The sequence below is a fragment of the Alphaproteobacteria bacterium genome, assembly GCA_040905865.1.
In the GTDB taxonomy this organism is placed as follows: domain Bacteria; phylum Pseudomonadota; class Alphaproteobacteria; order UBA8366.
In genome coordinates this window covers 1-15,651 of sequence record JBBDQU010000038.1, presented here as the reverse complement: position 1 = coordinate 15,651, position 15,651 = coordinate 1, and the positions used below count along the sequence as shown (strand labels likewise).

General features: G+C 59.2%; 11 protein-coding genes. 6 read left to right on the top strand and 5 right to left on the bottom strand.

Features of this window, described 5'->3' with window-relative positions; translation table 11 throughout:
- The first annotated feature begins 506 nt into the window (after window positions 1-506).
- Window positions 507-1,661: a PRC-barrel domain-containing protein gene (locus WD767_07650; GenBank protein ID MEX2615954.1), complete on the top strand. Its 1,155-nt coding sequence runs from the start codon at window positions 507-509 to the stop codon at window positions 1,659-1,661.
- Window positions 1,662-1,799: 138 nt separating this feature from the next.
- Here WD767_07650 and WD767_07645 read toward each other — a convergent pair whose 3' ends face one another.
- From WD767_07645 to WD767_07625, 5 genes are all read right to left on the bottom strand, one after another.
- Window positions 1,800-3,041: an EAL domain-containing response regulator gene (locus tag WD767_07645; GenBank protein ID MEX2615953.1), complete on the bottom strand. Its 1,242-nt coding sequence runs from the start codon at window positions 3,039-3,041 to the stop codon at window positions 1,800-1,802.
- A 283-nt stretch (window positions 3,042-3,324) separates the two neighbouring features.
- Window positions 3,325-6,171 carry a PAS domain S-box protein gene (locus WD767_07640; protein MEX2615952.1) on the bottom strand — a complete coding sequence of 949 codons (2,847 nt, stop codon included), beginning with the start codon at window positions 6,169-6,171 and terminating at the stop codon, window positions 3,325-3,327.
- 7 nt (window positions 6,172-6,178) lie between these two features.
- Entirely contained in the window at window positions 6,179-7,471 is a 1,293-nt protein-coding gene (locus WD767_07635) for a hypothetical protein (GenBank protein ID MEX2615951.1), read from the bottom strand.
- Between the two features lie 364 nt (window positions 7,472-7,835).
- Window positions 7,836-8,222, bottom strand: coding sequence for a response regulator (locus tag WD767_07630; GenBank protein MEX2615950.1), 387 nt, complete (start codon window positions 8,220-8,222; stop codon window positions 7,836-7,838).
- Window positions 8,223-8,415: 193 nt separating this feature from the next.
- Window positions 8,416-8,697, bottom strand: a complete 282-nt coding sequence (locus WD767_07625; protein MEX2615949.1) for a hypothetical protein — start codon at window positions 8,695-8,697, stop codon at window positions 8,416-8,418.
- 377 nt (window positions 8,698-9,074) lie between these two features.
- Between WD767_07625 and WD767_07620 the strand changes: the two genes are divergently transcribed.
- The 5 genes from WD767_07620 (at window position 9,075) to WD767_07600 (ending at window position 15,327) form a co-directional block, all read left to right on the top strand.
- Complete coding sequence (locus WD767_07620; protein ID MEX2615948.1) at window positions 9,075-11,402, top strand: xanthine dehydrogenase family protein molybdopterin-binding subunit; 2,328 nt, start codon at window positions 9,075-9,077, stop codon at window positions 11,400-11,402.
- Between the two features lie 50 nt (window positions 11,403-11,452).
- Window positions 11,453-12,439 (top strand): thiamine pyrophosphate-dependent dehydrogenase E1 component subunit alpha, encoded by a 987-nt coding sequence (locus tag WD767_07615; protein ID MEX2615947.1) that lies wholly within the window; start codon window positions 11,453-11,455, stop codon window positions 12,437-12,439.
- Between the two features lies 1 nt (window position 12,440).
- Window positions 12,441-13,403 carry a transketolase C-terminal domain-containing protein gene (locus WD767_07610; GenBank protein MEX2615946.1) on the top strand — a complete coding sequence of 321 codons (963 nt, stop codon included), beginning with the start codon at window positions 12,441-12,443 and terminating at the stop codon, window positions 13,401-13,403.
- Window positions 13,404-13,585: 182 nt separating this feature from the next.
- Complete coding sequence (locus tag WD767_07605; protein MEX2615945.1) at window positions 13,586-14,320, top strand: hypothetical protein; 735 nt, start codon at window positions 13,586-13,588, stop codon at window positions 14,318-14,320.
- A gap of 299 nt (window positions 14,321-14,619) precedes the next feature.
- Window positions 14,620-15,327 carry a hypothetical protein gene (locus WD767_07600; protein MEX2615944.1) on the top strand — a complete coding sequence of 236 codons (708 nt, stop codon included), beginning with the start codon at window positions 14,620-14,622 and terminating at the stop codon, window positions 15,325-15,327.
- Window positions 15,328-15,651 lie beyond the last annotated feature (324 nt).

Here is a 15,651-nt window from a genome sequence, read left to right as displayed (position 1 = left end):
CGTCGACGGCGATCAACTGGCATTGCCAGTGGCGCGAGGCGGGTTCGCTTGATCCGGAGCGTCAGGGGAAGCCCTCACGTTCGAAGCTGGATAAGCATGAGGCCTCCATTCTGGGGCTTGTCGAGGAATGCCGGGACATAGCGCTGCATGAGATCGCCGCGAAGCTGGCGGCCGAGCGCGGGGTGCGAACCTGTCCGGCGACGGTCTGGTATTTCTTTTCCAGGCGCGGGTTGACGCACAAAAAAGACGGGCCATGCCTCGGAGCAACAGCATCACCATGTCCTCCACGATGCGGTGCTCTTCGTGCGACTCGTAATACAGCTCGACGTTCGGACGCTTGGTCGTTGCGCCATTGGTGGTATCCGCCAGTTCGCTTACCCGGCTTGACGATTCCCGTGATCGCAATGCAGCCGGGAACTCTCGTGACCCTAGCGCCGTTAGGCTCCAAGAGGCAGGCGTCGGGTCCCTGGCGTCCTGCATATAGATACCGTGAAAGGAGAAACGGAATGAAATACACCAGTACTTCTAAAAATTCGCTTCCGCTCGCACTCGGCCTCGTTGCCGCCACGGCGGTAGCGCTCACGCTGTCAGCACCTGCTTACGCGCAGAAGAGTCAACAGCCGCAGACCGGCCAGATGCAGTCGTCTGAACAGAGCGCGTCGGAAATGCAGCAGACTCTTCAGGAGCTCCAGCAGGCGCGGCGCTCGCTTGAGACAGCCTCGCAGAGCGCGGACAGAGACGCCATCTCCCAGGCAGTCGACAAGGCCGAATCGGCGCTGCAAGAGGTCGAGATGGCTCTTGAAACAGGCGGCAACGAAATGTCCGCCAAGGCGCCTGAGGCGATCAGGCAACTGCGGAACGATGTCGAGGAGGCGAAGGATCAACTGAAGCGCGCCAGCAGCAATCCGCAGCGGGCGGCGCAGTCGCTGGAAAAAGTGGAGTCGAGTCTGCAGAGCGTGCGTCAGCAGACCGCCAGCGCCGGCGCTGCCGGCAGCCGGCAGGCTTCCTCCTCGTCTTCGCCGGGACAGAAGACGACCGACATCCAGGTGGATGAGAAAGCGGCCCAGGTCCAGGTTGAGCAGCCGTCGACGAAAGTCGAAGTCGACCCGAAGGCGCCGGAAGTGACGGTGCGGCAGCCTGCGCCAGAGATCACGGTTCAGCAGCCGAAGGCCGAGGTAACGGTGAACAAGGCCAAGCCCGAGGTTACTGTCAAGCAGGAAGAACCGCAGGTGACCGTGACGGAGTCAGGTCAGCCTGAGGTCCGGGTCGAGCAGGAGGAGCGGGCAGATGTCTCCATGCAGAAGCCGCAGGACGCGAATCGTCAGGCGGAGCGCTCTACGGAACAGGCCACGCGGCCGGGCGAGCAGCAGGACAGCCGACCCGGCGGCACCGGGCGTGGCATCGGGATCGATGCGGCGCAGGCTCAGGGGCTGGTCGGCAAGGATCTGGTGACGGTGACCGGCAATAACATTGGCGAGATCGAAGACGTCGTCATCGAGGCTGGCAATTTAAGGGCCGTGCTTGTCCAAGTCGGCGGCTTCCTCGGTATCGGTGAGAGAACCGTTTCTCTTCCGCTTGACCGGCTGGAGATCCAGGGCGAGCGCGTGTTCACTCAAATGACGGAAGAGGAGATCGAGTCGCTTCCTGAATACGCGAGGTAGACTCGACTGTCCAAACAAGATGACGGAGCGGGCGTCCCGAGCGGCGCCCGCTTTTTGTGCTGGATCAGATCAGCAATTAGATCAGGTTCAAGGCACGCTACTATGCGCAATCCGATGAACTCGCCATGGTGGCGTGACTCAAACCAAAATGTCTCCGGGCAACCCGGCGCGGTTCAGTCGGCCGCGATGCCACCGGGGGGCGTCCACTCCATCGCTCACAACCTCGCCACAGCCCGCGGCGCATCGTTCGGCGAATTCGGAAGCCAGCAAGGGCTTTCCCATCAGGTATCCCTGGGCCTTCTCGCATCCGATGGAGCGCAGAAATTCCAGCGTTTCCATCGTTTCCACGCCCTCGGCGCATACGCTCATCTCAAGCTCGCGGGCAAGGTTCAGAATAATTTTGACGATTTTCGCCGCTTCCCTGTCGCCCGGCGCCTTGCCCACGAAGGCCCGGTCAATCTTCAACTCGTTGAACGGCATCCGGTACAGTTGGACGAGCGAGGAATAGCCCGTTCCGAAATCGTCGATTGACAATCCGAAGCCCTTCAGCCGGAAACGGGTCAGGATTTCGACGGCGTCAATCACATTCGTCATGACGGCCGATTCGGTGACCTCCAGGATGATCTTCGAGGGTTCGATTCCGCCCTCGCGCACGATTTTCGCATACCGATCCGGCAGTCCCAGGTCGTTCAGCGTCATGGCGGAAAGGTTCACGGCAATCTCGATTTCAAAACCGCGCTCCTGCCACGCGCGCATCTGCGCGGTGACCGCGCTCAGCATGTATTCGGTCAATTCCCCGATCAAACCGGCTTTCTCGGCCAGGGCAATAAACCGGACGGGAGGGACCTCGCCGTGGACCGGATGCCGCCACCGGATCAGCGCTTCGGCGCCGATGATGGTGTCGACAGGGGCGGCGAGTGAGAGCTTGGGCTGGAACCGGGGGAAAAACTGTTTTTGTGCAATGCCTTCCGCAATATCCTGCGCGTCGAAGATTTCCGTCTCCACCGGCGCAGAGGCGTTCAGGCAACTTTCGAGATCCGCGATGTCGATAGGCTTGGTCAGGATGTCCAGGACCCGCAATCCTTTCGAAATGCCCAAATCCCGGGCGCTTTTCAGAACACGTGCGTTATAGCCGCTGATGAGGACAATGTCGGCCCGATTACCCAGACGATGCAATTCGTTCAGGATTTCGATGCCATCGACATCGGGCATCTGCAGGTCAATGAAAATGATTGTCGGGTCGAACGAGGCGCATATGTCCCGGAATGCCCGGAAATCGCACACGTACCGGCCATCGAAACCCAATGCGACCGCCGTATCGGAGATCAGCTCTCCTATTTCAGACTCATCGTCGATTGTTAAAACGCGACTGTTGTTCATCTGATCATCCTGGCACGTGTTCATCTGATCATCCTGGCACGATCCATGGGTGCACCTGTTTAGATCAGATCGCGATTGGCTGGAATCGCCTCATCTGGCGATCCAACAAACGCGATCTGATCCATAGTAATCTTTACGTTACAAACGTATACGGGAGGTTAACATTTTTTGGACAACCACTAAACATGACGCCGCAACCACAGCCTGTCATCAACTGTTATTCAAGAAAAAATCGTTTTCGTGGCAGCGGTATTCTCTTTATAGTTGTCGTGCCGTCAAGCATTTAACGGTCGTCCAACAGGCTACGGATCTGTTCGGCCAGGACTTCGTTGGGAAATGGCTTGGCAAGATAGGCCGTTTGATGGTCCAGCAATTCCGAGGGAACGATCATGCGCCCGGAATAACCCGACTGCAGGATCGCGGGAATATCCGGATACCGTTCCCGGACGGCCTTGACCAGGGCAGGCCCCTGTATGCCGCCCGGCATCATGACATCAGTGACCAGAATGTCGAACGCCGCGCCCCGGCTCATGAGATCGATAGCGGCCGGCCCGTCTTCCGCCTCGATTACCGTGTAACCGATGGCGCGCAGCACCTCCGACAATGTCGCGCGAATATCGGCGTTGTCGTCGACAAGAAGAATCCGTTCCGTACCCCGGAATTCCCGGGGGGGCGGTACATTCCCGTCAGGCTTTTCATGCGCGCCGGCCGTGCTGACGGGCAGATAGAGCTTCGTCGTGGTGCCGCTCCCCAACTCGCTGTACACGGTCACGTAACCGCCGGACTGCTTCACGAAACCATATACCATGCTCATGCCGAGGCCTGTGCCCTTGCCGATTTCCTTCGTCGTGAAGAAGGGTTCGAAGACCCGATCCAGCGTTTCCTTCGACATGCCCGCGCCGTTGTCGCTGACCGACAATACGACATAGGCTCCGGTTGAGATGTCGAAACCGTGCGCGTCCGCGTAGGCGGCATCAAGCGTTGACAGGCGCAATTCGACAATCAGGCTGCCGCCCCCCGGCATGGCGTCCCGGCTGTTGATGCACAGGTTGATGATCGCGTTTTCCAGCTGATTGACGTCGATATCGATCAGCGGCACATCCGTATCGATACCCGTCTCAATCTCGATATCGGTTCCGAGCGTCCGTTCCAGAAGCGGCAGCAGTTCTGTAATCAGAATCGCGGGGTCGACAGCCCGTGTTTCGAGAACCTGGTGATGCGAAAAGGCGAGAAGGCGTCTGGTCAGTTCCGCCGCGCGCTGCGTGGCGCCGAGCGCGCGCTCCAGCTGTTTGGTGGACTCGCTGTCCTCCGTCACCCGGCGCTGGACCAGTTGCAGGTTACCGAGAATGATGGACAGGATATTGTTAAAATCATGGGCAATGCCGCCTGTCAACTGGCCGACGGCTTCCATCTTCTGCGACAGGCGAAGCTGTTCCTCGGCCTTGCGCCGTTCGGAAATATCGATCGCCTGCGTCACGAAATATTGCGGCGTTCCGTCCTCCGCGCGTACCGCGCTGCGGCTGAGCAGCACGGGAATTTCGCTGCCGTCCTTGCGCCGGCAGCGCTTTTCAATCCGGTAGAACGCCTGCCCGTCCGTGATCAGCCGCCCCATTTCCTCGAGTTCCGCATCCAGATCGTCCGGATGGGTTATCTCGCGAAAATCCAGCCCGACAAGCTCGTCCTCGCTGCGGCCCAAGATGTCGCAGAATGTTGCATTGACCTCCAGATACCTGCCGTCGAGCCCCATCAACGCGACGCCGTACCCGGCCGACTCGAAGGCGCTCCTGAATTTTTCCGCGTTTACAATGACGGCGGATTCCGCGGCTTTCCGGTCGGTGATGTCCTGAAGGGAGACCAGGGTGCACTGTTCGCCCTGAAACGTTATGCCGCTTGCCCGCAATTCCATCGGAAGCGACGTACCGTCGTCGCGTGAAATCACCGTCTCATTGGTTTCTCCGGCATCGATCGCAAGGCTGAATTCCTGTCCAACCAGGGTTTCCTGCGCGGTCTGGAAAAACTTTTCCGCAAGCGCATTGGAAAAACGAATGATCCTGTCCGCGCCGAAAACGACGACGCCATCGGCCAGGGAATTGAGCACTCTCTCCAACTGGAGCCGCGCCGCGGCCATTTCCGCATTGGCGGCGGTCAGTTCACGGGTCCGGCGGCGGATCTGAATGCGGGAGATTACCGTTATACCCACGACGAGTAATGTTATCGCCGCCGACACAATTCCGATTACCCAGAACCAGGGCGGCACCGCAGACTCGCCCGCTTGACCGAGCCACAAGTTCAACATCTCAAAATATCGGGAAACCGGGCTTCCTCCGACTTCTTCAAGATAATCATCGATGGCTGCAAGAATAGCCGGGTCGGCCGTCAGCGGCGCCGCAAAGCGAAGATCGACAGGGTTGAGAACGATGCCGGTCGGCACGACGTCTGGCGAATAGCCGTCATCTGCCGAAAGGCCTTCGTGAGACGCGCCGTAAATACGGGAAATCACGGCGGCATCCGCGCGACCGTTCGCTATTGCGTCAAGCGCCGGGCCATATCCATCGACATTGACCGTGACAAATGTGAAACCGAAATTTTCTGCGAGCCGCGCCAGCGCCACGCCATGCACATCGTCCGTCACGACGGCGACTCGCTTCCCCGCCAGATCCCGTGTGACATGGAGGTTCTCTCCGCGACGCTTGTAGACGCCCGCCCAGTTGGCAAAATAGGGCAGGGTCGAAAACCGGTAACGTCTGGCGCTTTCGGTCGTGCGGACAATGGTCGGCACGATGTCAACCGAACCGTCGTCCAGTTTCAGCCGCAATTCGCTGAATGTGCCACGTACGAACTCCAGCCGCCAGTTTTCGCGATCGGCTATTGCCTCCAGAATTTCCACGGCCAGACCGCTCGCCGTCCCGGAATCATCGTAGAAAGCCAATGGCCGAAACTGTTCGATGCCGACCCGAACAATCCGCGTCGCACCCGCATCCCCGGCTGGCGGGCCCCCCTGCGCGAACGCTGTCGGCAGACTGAGGGCGAAAAGCAGGAAAGACAGCACCGCGACCAGGCGGAAACGGGTCTCGGGCGACGCGCTCAGCCGCGTGGCGCGTGACCGGAACAAGGGGATATATGCCGACATGGTGCGGTCACTCCTGCGTTACGAAGGCACGGAACAGCTCCGCCGACATGAACTTGTGGATATGGGCGGGCGCATCGACGTCCGGCAGGATGATATCGCTGTGGAGGTAATCGAAGCCGGAGCCTATGGCAGCGGTCGTCATGCTGAGCGAAGTCAGGCCGTGAATGAAGGTTTCCAGCCCGGATTTGTGGGCGCCGGCCACGAAACCGTCCATTCGCTTCATCAGGCTGCGTTCCGCGCCCTCCCAGTCGTTGAGATCCACGCCCACGGCGAAGACGCCCGAGCCGACAAAGGACCTGAAATCGGTTTCGCCCAACGGCATGCCGATGCTGACCGCCCTGGCGCGCGGCTTGAGCAGACCGGTAATTTCGAGAACACGTCCCTGCGGCGCCCGTTGCGGCAATGCCACTATGTGAAAGAGAAGAAACCGTTGCTGGCTTCGGGGCAATCGGGCGCAGGCTTCGAGAAAGCGCGTTCGGCTCGAAACGCCCGCCAGGGTCTCGTAATGGACCGGGCAACTCAGCAGAAACTGCCGACCGTCCTGCTGCATCGCTTTCAGTTCGGCGATGCAGCGCTCCAGAACGATGAAATCCAGCGCCATGATGAGCGATCGCTCATTGGCAATTTCGATAACGCGATAGCCGGTTTCCCGTCGTTGCGCCCCGAAATCGCGAACCGGCAGGCACAAATAGGTCGACAGGGCGCTCTTGGATACGAACCACAGGGGCCGAAAGACGAATTTTACGTCGGTAATCAGCCGGCGCAATTCCATTTCGACCTGTTCGGCCCGGGTCATATTGGCTTCGGTTGTCTCGAGAACCGCCGGTTCCGTTGTCGCGCCAAGCGCTTCTTCGCTGTCCAGCAACGCGTCAAGATTGCCGAGGATATTCGCCGCGTCGAATGTCTTCCCCTTGGGAATTGCCGCAACGACCGCGCTGAAATCGAACCGGGCGTCGGAATTGCTGTCCCCTATCAGCTTTCGCGCAATTTCCCGGGAGATGGCGGCGGTTTTGACCTGCGCCTGTTCCTTGGCGAGATTCGGAAAAATGAGGACAAACGCCAGTTCTCCCACTTCGACAAAGACGTCGCCCCGGAGCAGCGTTTTTTCGACGGTCTGGCGGATCATCGCCTGAGCCTTGGCCGCAATGCGCGGCCAGTTGTCGCCGAAATGCCGTTTGATCCGGTCAAGATCCAGGACCTGCAATCGGCCGGCGGATGCGAAATCCGCCTCTTGCAGCGCTTTTGACAGGCGTTCGTCATCCTCGCCCGCCTGCGCGGCCGATGTCGCGGAGTCATCCATTATTTTCCCGATTTTTCAAGAGTTACGATTATGCTTGTGGTGTTTTGGAACCGCCATCAATCCGGCGGCACAGCCGGTGCGGGAAAGCATCCCGGATCGGTCCATAAAATATTATTTTAGTATTACTGAATAAAAATAAAATAGCAATAAGTATTATTTTACAATATTCTTAAAATTAACCAGAATTATTTGCAAGGACCCTGGATTTTTTTAATTACACTGAAATATTCATATTCCATAGAAGGCATAAAATCACTATTTCATTGAACTAATATTCAATTTTATGATGCATCGCACATTGAAACCGGCCCGGTGGCATCCGCGGGAAATCGCCCGCGGCGCGACGTCGGCTACGGGTTTGGGGCTACGTGTTTGGCAGGAATTTTCGAACCGCCCCGGCAAGGTCGTCCATATCGAGCGGCTTGCTGAGCACGGTTGTCGCACCGTAAATTTTCGCGATTTTCAGAAAATCGAGATGGCCCGACCGGCCGCCGCCGGAAATGGCGATAATCGGGATATTCGGGTTCTTCCGGCGAAGCTCGACAATCGTCTCGACGCCTTCCTTCTCCGGCATGATCATATCCGTGATGACAAGGCCCGGGTTCCGTTCATCGAACATGTAGAGTCCGGCCTCGCCATTCGGCGCCAGGATGACGTCATAATCGGCCTCGATCAGAATGTCCGAAATAGTGTCCCTGACCATGGCGTCGTCATCGATTACCAGGACGAGTGGCCGCTTGTTCTGTGTCACTTCCCGACCCGCTATATCCCTTGCACAATTCACACTGCCTGAATGAGCGGTCAATAAGCAAGCAGCGCATGTCCTGGACTGATTTTTTCGCTGGCCCGCGATAGCGGAACAGGCTCGCGTGCGAGAGCCGGCATCCATGAAGGGCCAGGGCGGAGCAGGCGGTCGCACCGTAGCGGACCGGAAGCCCCGCCGGTCAATTCTTCGTAACGATGAAACCGGAGGCGCCCTTACCCCTGGCGCGGCGGATCGTATAGCCCTTGTTGCCGAGACGGAAACTCGTATCGCCTTCGAATTTGCCCAGCGCCTGTGCGATTTTTACCGCAACAGGATCGGGCCTTTCCGGCGCCTGCGCGCTGGCCTGGCGGTCGAGCCACTTCCGGAACGCCTCCTCGGCCAGGTCGTCGCCGATGGATTTTCGAAGCGCATTCAATTTTCTGACCTGCCCCTTGGTAAGGTCCTTTTCGTCGATTGCCATACGCGAAACTCCCGCAACGGTGATGCACGGCATTACCATAGATATCTTCCCTGAAACCCGCAAATTTTCAGTGTGGGTTTTCGTTCGTGGGCGCAATTTCATGGCTGCCCCAGGAGGCATCTGAAACGTTTGTCGCGCCGGATGTCACCGGCAATCCCGTTGGCCGGATCGGCATTTTGGACACCCCGTTTGTCAGCGACGTCGCGCCGCGAAACGGGCCCGGCCCGGCACGATTTGAGGTTCACGCGCAACGCGGGTGACAGGGGCGGTCCGATCCGACTAGATTTGTCGAAACCCGCATCGCCACGGCGCCGGAACGCCCGATGCGCCCCCCGCAGCATGAAGGAACCGAGACATTGCCCGATTCAGCAGATGACATGTTCGAGAAATATTCGGTCGGCCAGCCGGTCCCCCGGACCGAGGACCCCCGCCTGCTGACCGGGCACGGCAATTTCACCGACGACCTCAGCGTGCCGGGCCAGGCCTATGGCTATGTGTTCCGCTCGCCCTACGCGCATGCGAAGATCCTGTCGCTGGACGTGACGGCGGCGAAGGCGCAGCCGGGCGTGCTGGCGGTGCTGACCGGGCCGGACCTGGTGGCGGAGGGGGTGAAGTCCCTGCCCTGCCGGCTGGGCATCAAGAGCCGCGACGGCGCGCCGCTGGTCAAGCCGTTCCGCCCGTCACTGGCGCTGGACCGGGTGCGTCATCGCGGCGAGGCGGTGGCGATGGTCGTCGCCGAGACGCAGGCGCAGGCGCGCGATGCCGCCGAACGGATCGAATTCGACGTCGAACCGCTGCCCGCCGTCACCGACCCGCGGGAGGCCGGCAACCCGGACGCCCCCCTGCTGCATGACGAAGCGCCCGCCAACCTGGCGCTGGACTGGGAAACCGGCGAACCGGACGCCGTGGAAAAAGCCTTCGCCGCCGCCCACCATGTTGCCACCCTGGCCTTCCGCAACAACCGCATCGTCGTCGCGGCGATGGAGCCGCGCGCCGCCGTCGCGGTCTATGACAGCGCGAAGGACCATTACACCCTGCACATTCCCAGCCAGGGCGTGTTCGGGCTGAAGGGCGCGATTTCCGAAGCGATCCTCGGCGTCAACCGGGAGAAGATGCGGATCGTCACCCGCGATGTCGGCGGCTCCTTCGGCATGAAATCCGCGCCCTATCCGGAATATATCGCGGCGCTGGTGGCGTCGCGCCTGACCGGGCGGCCGGTGAAATGGTGCGATGAACGCTCCGACAGTTTCCTGTCCGACCAGCATGGCCGCGACAGCCGGGTCGAGGCTTCCATCGCCTTCGACGCCGACGGCAGGCTGCTCGCCGGGCGGGTCATCGGCCACGCCAATGTCGGCGCCTATCTGTCGCCGGTCGGCCCGAATGCGGCCTGCGGCAATATCATGAAGAACTTCCCCGGCCTGTACCGGCTGCCGCATATCCATGTGCGCACCATGGCGCGCTTCACCAACACCACGCCGATCGGCGCCTATCGGGGCGCGGGGCGGCCGGAGGGCGTGTATTACATGGAGCGGCTGATGGACACCGCCGCCCGCGAAATGGGCATCGACGCGGTCGAACTGCGCCGCCGCAATTTCGTGACGGCGGCGGAAATGCCCTACACCGCCGCCAGCGGCATGACCTATGACAGCGGCGAATTCCCGGAAATGGTCGAGGCAGGGCTGAAACACGCCGACTGGGACGGGTTCGAGGCGCGGCGCAAGGAATCGGCGGCGCGCGGAAAACTGCGCGGCCGGGGCCTCGCCTGCTACCTGGAAGTCACCGGCCCGCAGGCGACCGAAATGGGCGAGCTGCGCTTCGAGGAAGACGGCGCCGTCACGATGGTGTCCGGCTCGCTGAATTACGGCCAGGGCCATGCCAGCACCTTCGCGCAGATCGTCACCACCCATCTGGGCGTGCCGTTCGACAGGCTGCGGCTGCTGCAGGGCGACAGCGACGAGCTGATCGCGGGCTCCGGCACCGGCGGGTCGCGCACGGTCATCGCGGCGGGCACGCTGCTGGTCCATGCCGCCGATATGGTGATCGAGAACGGGCGCAGGCTGGCCGGCCATGTGCTGGAAGCGGCGGCGGAGGATATCGAGTTCGCGCGCGGCACGTTCCGCATCGCCGGCACCGACCGCGCCATCGACATCATGGACCTGTCCGAACGGGTGCGGGCGATGGGGCCGCTGCCGGACGGGTTGCCGCCATCGCTGGATGCGAAGCTGGCGGAGGAAACCCCGCCATCCGCCTTCCCCAACGGCTGCCACGTGGCGGAGGTCGAGGTGACGCCGGAAACCGGCGAGGTCGAACTGGTCCGGTACCGCGTCATCGACGATTTCGGCACGCTGATCAACCCGATGCTGGTCGAGGGCCAGGTGCATGGCGGCATCGTGCAGGGGCTGGGCCAGGCGCTGCTGGAGCACACGGTCTATGATTCCGACGGCCAGCTTGTCGCCGGGTCCTACATGGACTACGCCCTGCCGCGCGCCGACGAGGTGCCCGATTTCGCCTTCGCCTCGCGCCCCGTTCCGGCAAAGACCAACCCGCTGGGCGCCAAGGGCTGCGGCGAGGCCGGCACCACCGGCGCGCTGCCGTCGATCATGAACGCGCTGGTCGATGCGCTGCACCGCCAGTGCGGCGTCACCCATATCGACATGCCGGCCACGCCCGAGAGGGTCTGGTCAGCGCTGAACGGAAGGGGTTAAGCTTCAAGGGAGCCGTCACAAACCGCAGCACGGTCGGGGGGACCAGCGCCATGGAAGTTTCGCCGGAAAAGCAGCGCGCGATGCTGCGCCAGATGCAGACCATCCGCCGATTCGAGGAACGCGCCTCGGACGATTACGCGGCGGGCAATATCTACGGCGTGGTGCATTGCTATATCGGCGAGGAAGCGGTCGCCGTCGGCGTATGCTCGGCGCTGACCGTCGACGACAAGATCATCAGCACCCATCGCGGCCACGGCCACTGCATCGCCAAAGGCGCCGACCTGAACCGCATGATGGCGGAGCTGTACGGCCGCGAGACCGGCTATTGCAAGGGCAAGGGCGGCTCCATGCATATCGCCGATTTCGGCATCGGCATGCTGGGCGCGAACGGCATTGTCGCCGGCGGGCTGCCGATCATCCTGGGCGCCGGGCTGGCGGCGCAGATGGACGGGCGCGGCGGCGTTGCCGTCTGTTTCTTCGGCGACGGCGCCTCCAACGCCGGGCCGTTCCATGAATCGATCAACATCGCCGCGAAATGGAAGCTGCCGATCCTCTATGTCTGCGAGAACAACCTGCATGCGGCGCAGACCCCGGCGTCGATGACGCTGGCGCAGCCGGACGTGGCGGCGCGCGCCCAGGGCTACGGCATCCCCGGCGAGATCGTGGACGGCAACGACGTCTTCGCCGTGCACGCGGTGGCAGCGAAGGCCGTCGCGCGCGCCCGGGCCGGCGACGGCCCGACGCTGATCGAATGCAAGACCTATCGCTGGCGCGCCCATACGGAGCGCAGGGGCCAGGTCGATCACCGCGACCCGGCGGAACTGGAAGCCTGGAAGGCGAAGGACCCGATCGCCCATCTCGCCACAAGGATGAAGGCCGGGACGGGCGGCTTCACCGACGCGGAATTCGCGACGATGGACGCGGCGATCCTGGCGGAAATCCAGGCCGCCGTGGATTTTTCCCTCGCCAGCGCCTTCCCGGAACCGGACGACGCGCTGGACGACCTGTTCGAGCCGGCGGCGGCGGGGAGGAACTGAGATGCGCGAGATCACCTACGCCCAGGCCGGCATCGAGGCCCTCGCCGAGGAAATGCGGCGCGACAACAAGGTGTTCCACCTCTCCACCGACCCGCCCGGCCCGCTGCTGACGGAATTCGGCGAGGCCCGCATCCGCGCGACGCCCATCGCCGAAAGCGCGCTGACCGGCATGGCCATTGGTGCTGCGGGTTCCGGCTACCGCCCCATCGTGGACTGGCGGCAGGTCACCTTCGCCTTCGTCGCCATGGACCAGATCGTCAACCAGGCGGCCAAGATCCATTACATGTTCGGCGGCCAGACCACATTCCCGATCCTCTACCGCGCCGGGGTCGGCGGCGGCGGCCGCATCGCCGCGCAGCACTCGCAAAGCCCCTATTCCATGTTCATGAACATGGCCGGGCTGAAGATCGTCCTGGCCTCCACGCCGCATGACGTGAAGGGGCTGCTCAAATCCGCGATCCGCGACGACAACCCGGTGATCTCCTTCGAAAGCAACCGGCTCGGCGGCATGAAGGGGCCGGTGCCGGACGCCGGGGACGACTACACCATCCCCATCGGCAAGGCGGACATCAAGCGCGCGGGCACGGACATCACCATCGTGGCGCTGGCCTGGCAGGTGCATGAGGCGCTGGCGGCGGCGGAAATCCTCGACCGGGAGGGCGTCTCCGCCGAGGTGCTCGACCCGCGCACGCTGGTGCCGATGGACGCGGACGCGATCCGCGCCTCGGTGCGAAAAACCGGCCGGCTGCTGGTCGCCGACGAAGCCGGCCCGACCTGCGGCGCCTCGGCCGAAATCGCCACGCTGGTGACCGAGGACCCGGACTGCTTCCGCGCCCTCAAGGCCCCGCCAAAACGCGTCTGCGCCCTACAGGTCCCGATCCCCTACAGCCCGGGTCTGGAGGATCACGTGTTTCCCGAGCGGAACCGGATTGTGGCGGGGGTACGGGAGGTGATGGGGGGTTGAGGGAGGTGATGGGGGCGTTGAAAACAGCGGCTTTAAATTAGCTAAAGGCAAAATTTAGGAACCCATTATAGGTTGAGAGCAAGGTAAATGGTTGCGTCCGAATTTTTGCAGAGAGCCAGTTCAACTCAGCGCAAATATAACTTTGCGTTGCCTTTAAAAATAAAATTTAGTTGAGGCAAACAATGAAACGAAGGGCATTCGTTATTTCTGCCTTGTTGCTAATTTTTTCTGGTGGCAGCGCTCTACTATATCGTGAGTACACTCCACATGGATTCCACGAAGTAGAATGGGAAGATGGAAGTAAATATAAAGGTGAATGGCGTTTCGGAAATATGCACGGAAATGGCGCTTATTGGACAGAAAAAGGAAACAAAATAGAAGGAATATTCGAACATGGAAAAATAAAAGGTATTGCGAGATTAACTGGTAGAAATGGGGACGTGTTAAAAGGTAACTTCAACGAAGATGGGCTAAATGGAAAGGGAGAGAAAATATATAAAAATGGAGATTCATATGAAGGGTATTTTTTAAACAACGAGAAGCATGGCATTGGCACTTTTATATGGTCAAACGGAGACAGATATGAAGGAGAATTCCAAAATGGCCTTAGAGAAGGGAAAGGAACTTATATGTTTTCTAAAGGAAACCGATACGAGGGACATTGGAAAAATGGCAAAATGCATGGAGTAGGTATATTTTGGTTTTCTGACGGAAACAAATATGTCGGTGAATGGAGAAATGACTTGAAACATGGTCGCGGCGCTTGGACCTTTACTGATGGAGCAATTTGTGAAGGAGAGTGGCGCGATAATAAGTTAATGGGAGTCGCTAAAGGAAGAGTCAATTTTAGCGAATTTGAATGTATTGAAACTGACGGAAGGATCATCAGATCCGATAAAATATATCCTATTAGGTAAGATTATTAATTAAATGCCGGGAATTTTATTTATTATGCACATAACGAATAGGTATCTATTTTTTAGAGAAAATGGTGCCATCGTATTTTCAAAAAACTCGGTTCTCCCGAAACCTTAGGACATCGGAGGCCAACTTGTCCGTTGCTAGTTACCCATCGTTTGGTAAGGCTAAACCTCCAAGAAAGTGTATTTTTTGCGGCTATGAAGGGAACCTAACAAAAGAGCACATAATTTCTCGGCGATTTCATCGCAATTTACCACGGACACGAAGGACTCATGAAAGGCTTATATCTATCGAAATGATTGATCATTCAAATTTTTTGATCAGCAACCGTACGGCTGACCCACTTGACTGGCAGGTACAGTGCGTATGCGAAAAAAAATGCAACAATGGCTGGATGAGAGAGTTAGATCAAAAGGCCGCTCCGGTATTAGAGTTACTTTTTTCAGGTAGATGCGAAAGACTTACTACGGAAGAACAGTCTATAGTAGCATCCTGGGCATCCATGAAAGCAATTGTCGCGGAATATGAAAACCCAGAAGAAATATCTACTCATCATATGCACCGTAAGAGGTTTTTTAGGAGACAACTACCTCCAGAAAAAGGTTGGGCAGTGTGGATCGGCTACTTTCCCCGCGAAACGTTTGAACCCAAATATTTCACAGCACCATTTCTCTATGTTCGACCAGAAATTCTCGCAAAGCGAGTTAGCACGCGAGCAAACTACTTTAATTCCGCAATCACAACATTAGTAATTGGGCTGCTTTTCATTCAGGTTCTTTGGGCACCAAAGCGTTTTGGTGTGCACGATATAATCTATCCTGTTTTTCCAGAAGGGGGGATGCTCCAACGAATTTGGCCCCCCAATAAATACAGCCTTAAATGGCCACCTGCACACCTTTCCACACTAGACGCGAATACAGCCACTGTGAGTTTGAGGAATATCATATCCGGAAATGCAAAAAATACATTCTTCCGACATGGAATCGATGACAATAAAAATTGATTACAGCTTCACAATTTAGGAATTACAGTGCCAGTTTGGTAGTGGGGTCAAGCCTTGTCTTGTGCGTGACCGTGAACGAAGATCAACGCTTGGCATTGCGTTTCGGCGCGATGGCGCAAGTTGATTTCGGAACGCGGCGCCAAGGAAAGCCTCTGCAATGTCACCTTCTGCATGGTAGGATTGTCCCATGGACATCGACACCGACAAGATCGACGAGGCGGTACTGGCGTTGCTGTGGCTGACCCTGCATGAGGGCAATCGCGCGTGGTCGGGGTCAGGTTGAGCTACCCCGGGTTTGACGGACGGTTTAATCAAGCACCATTT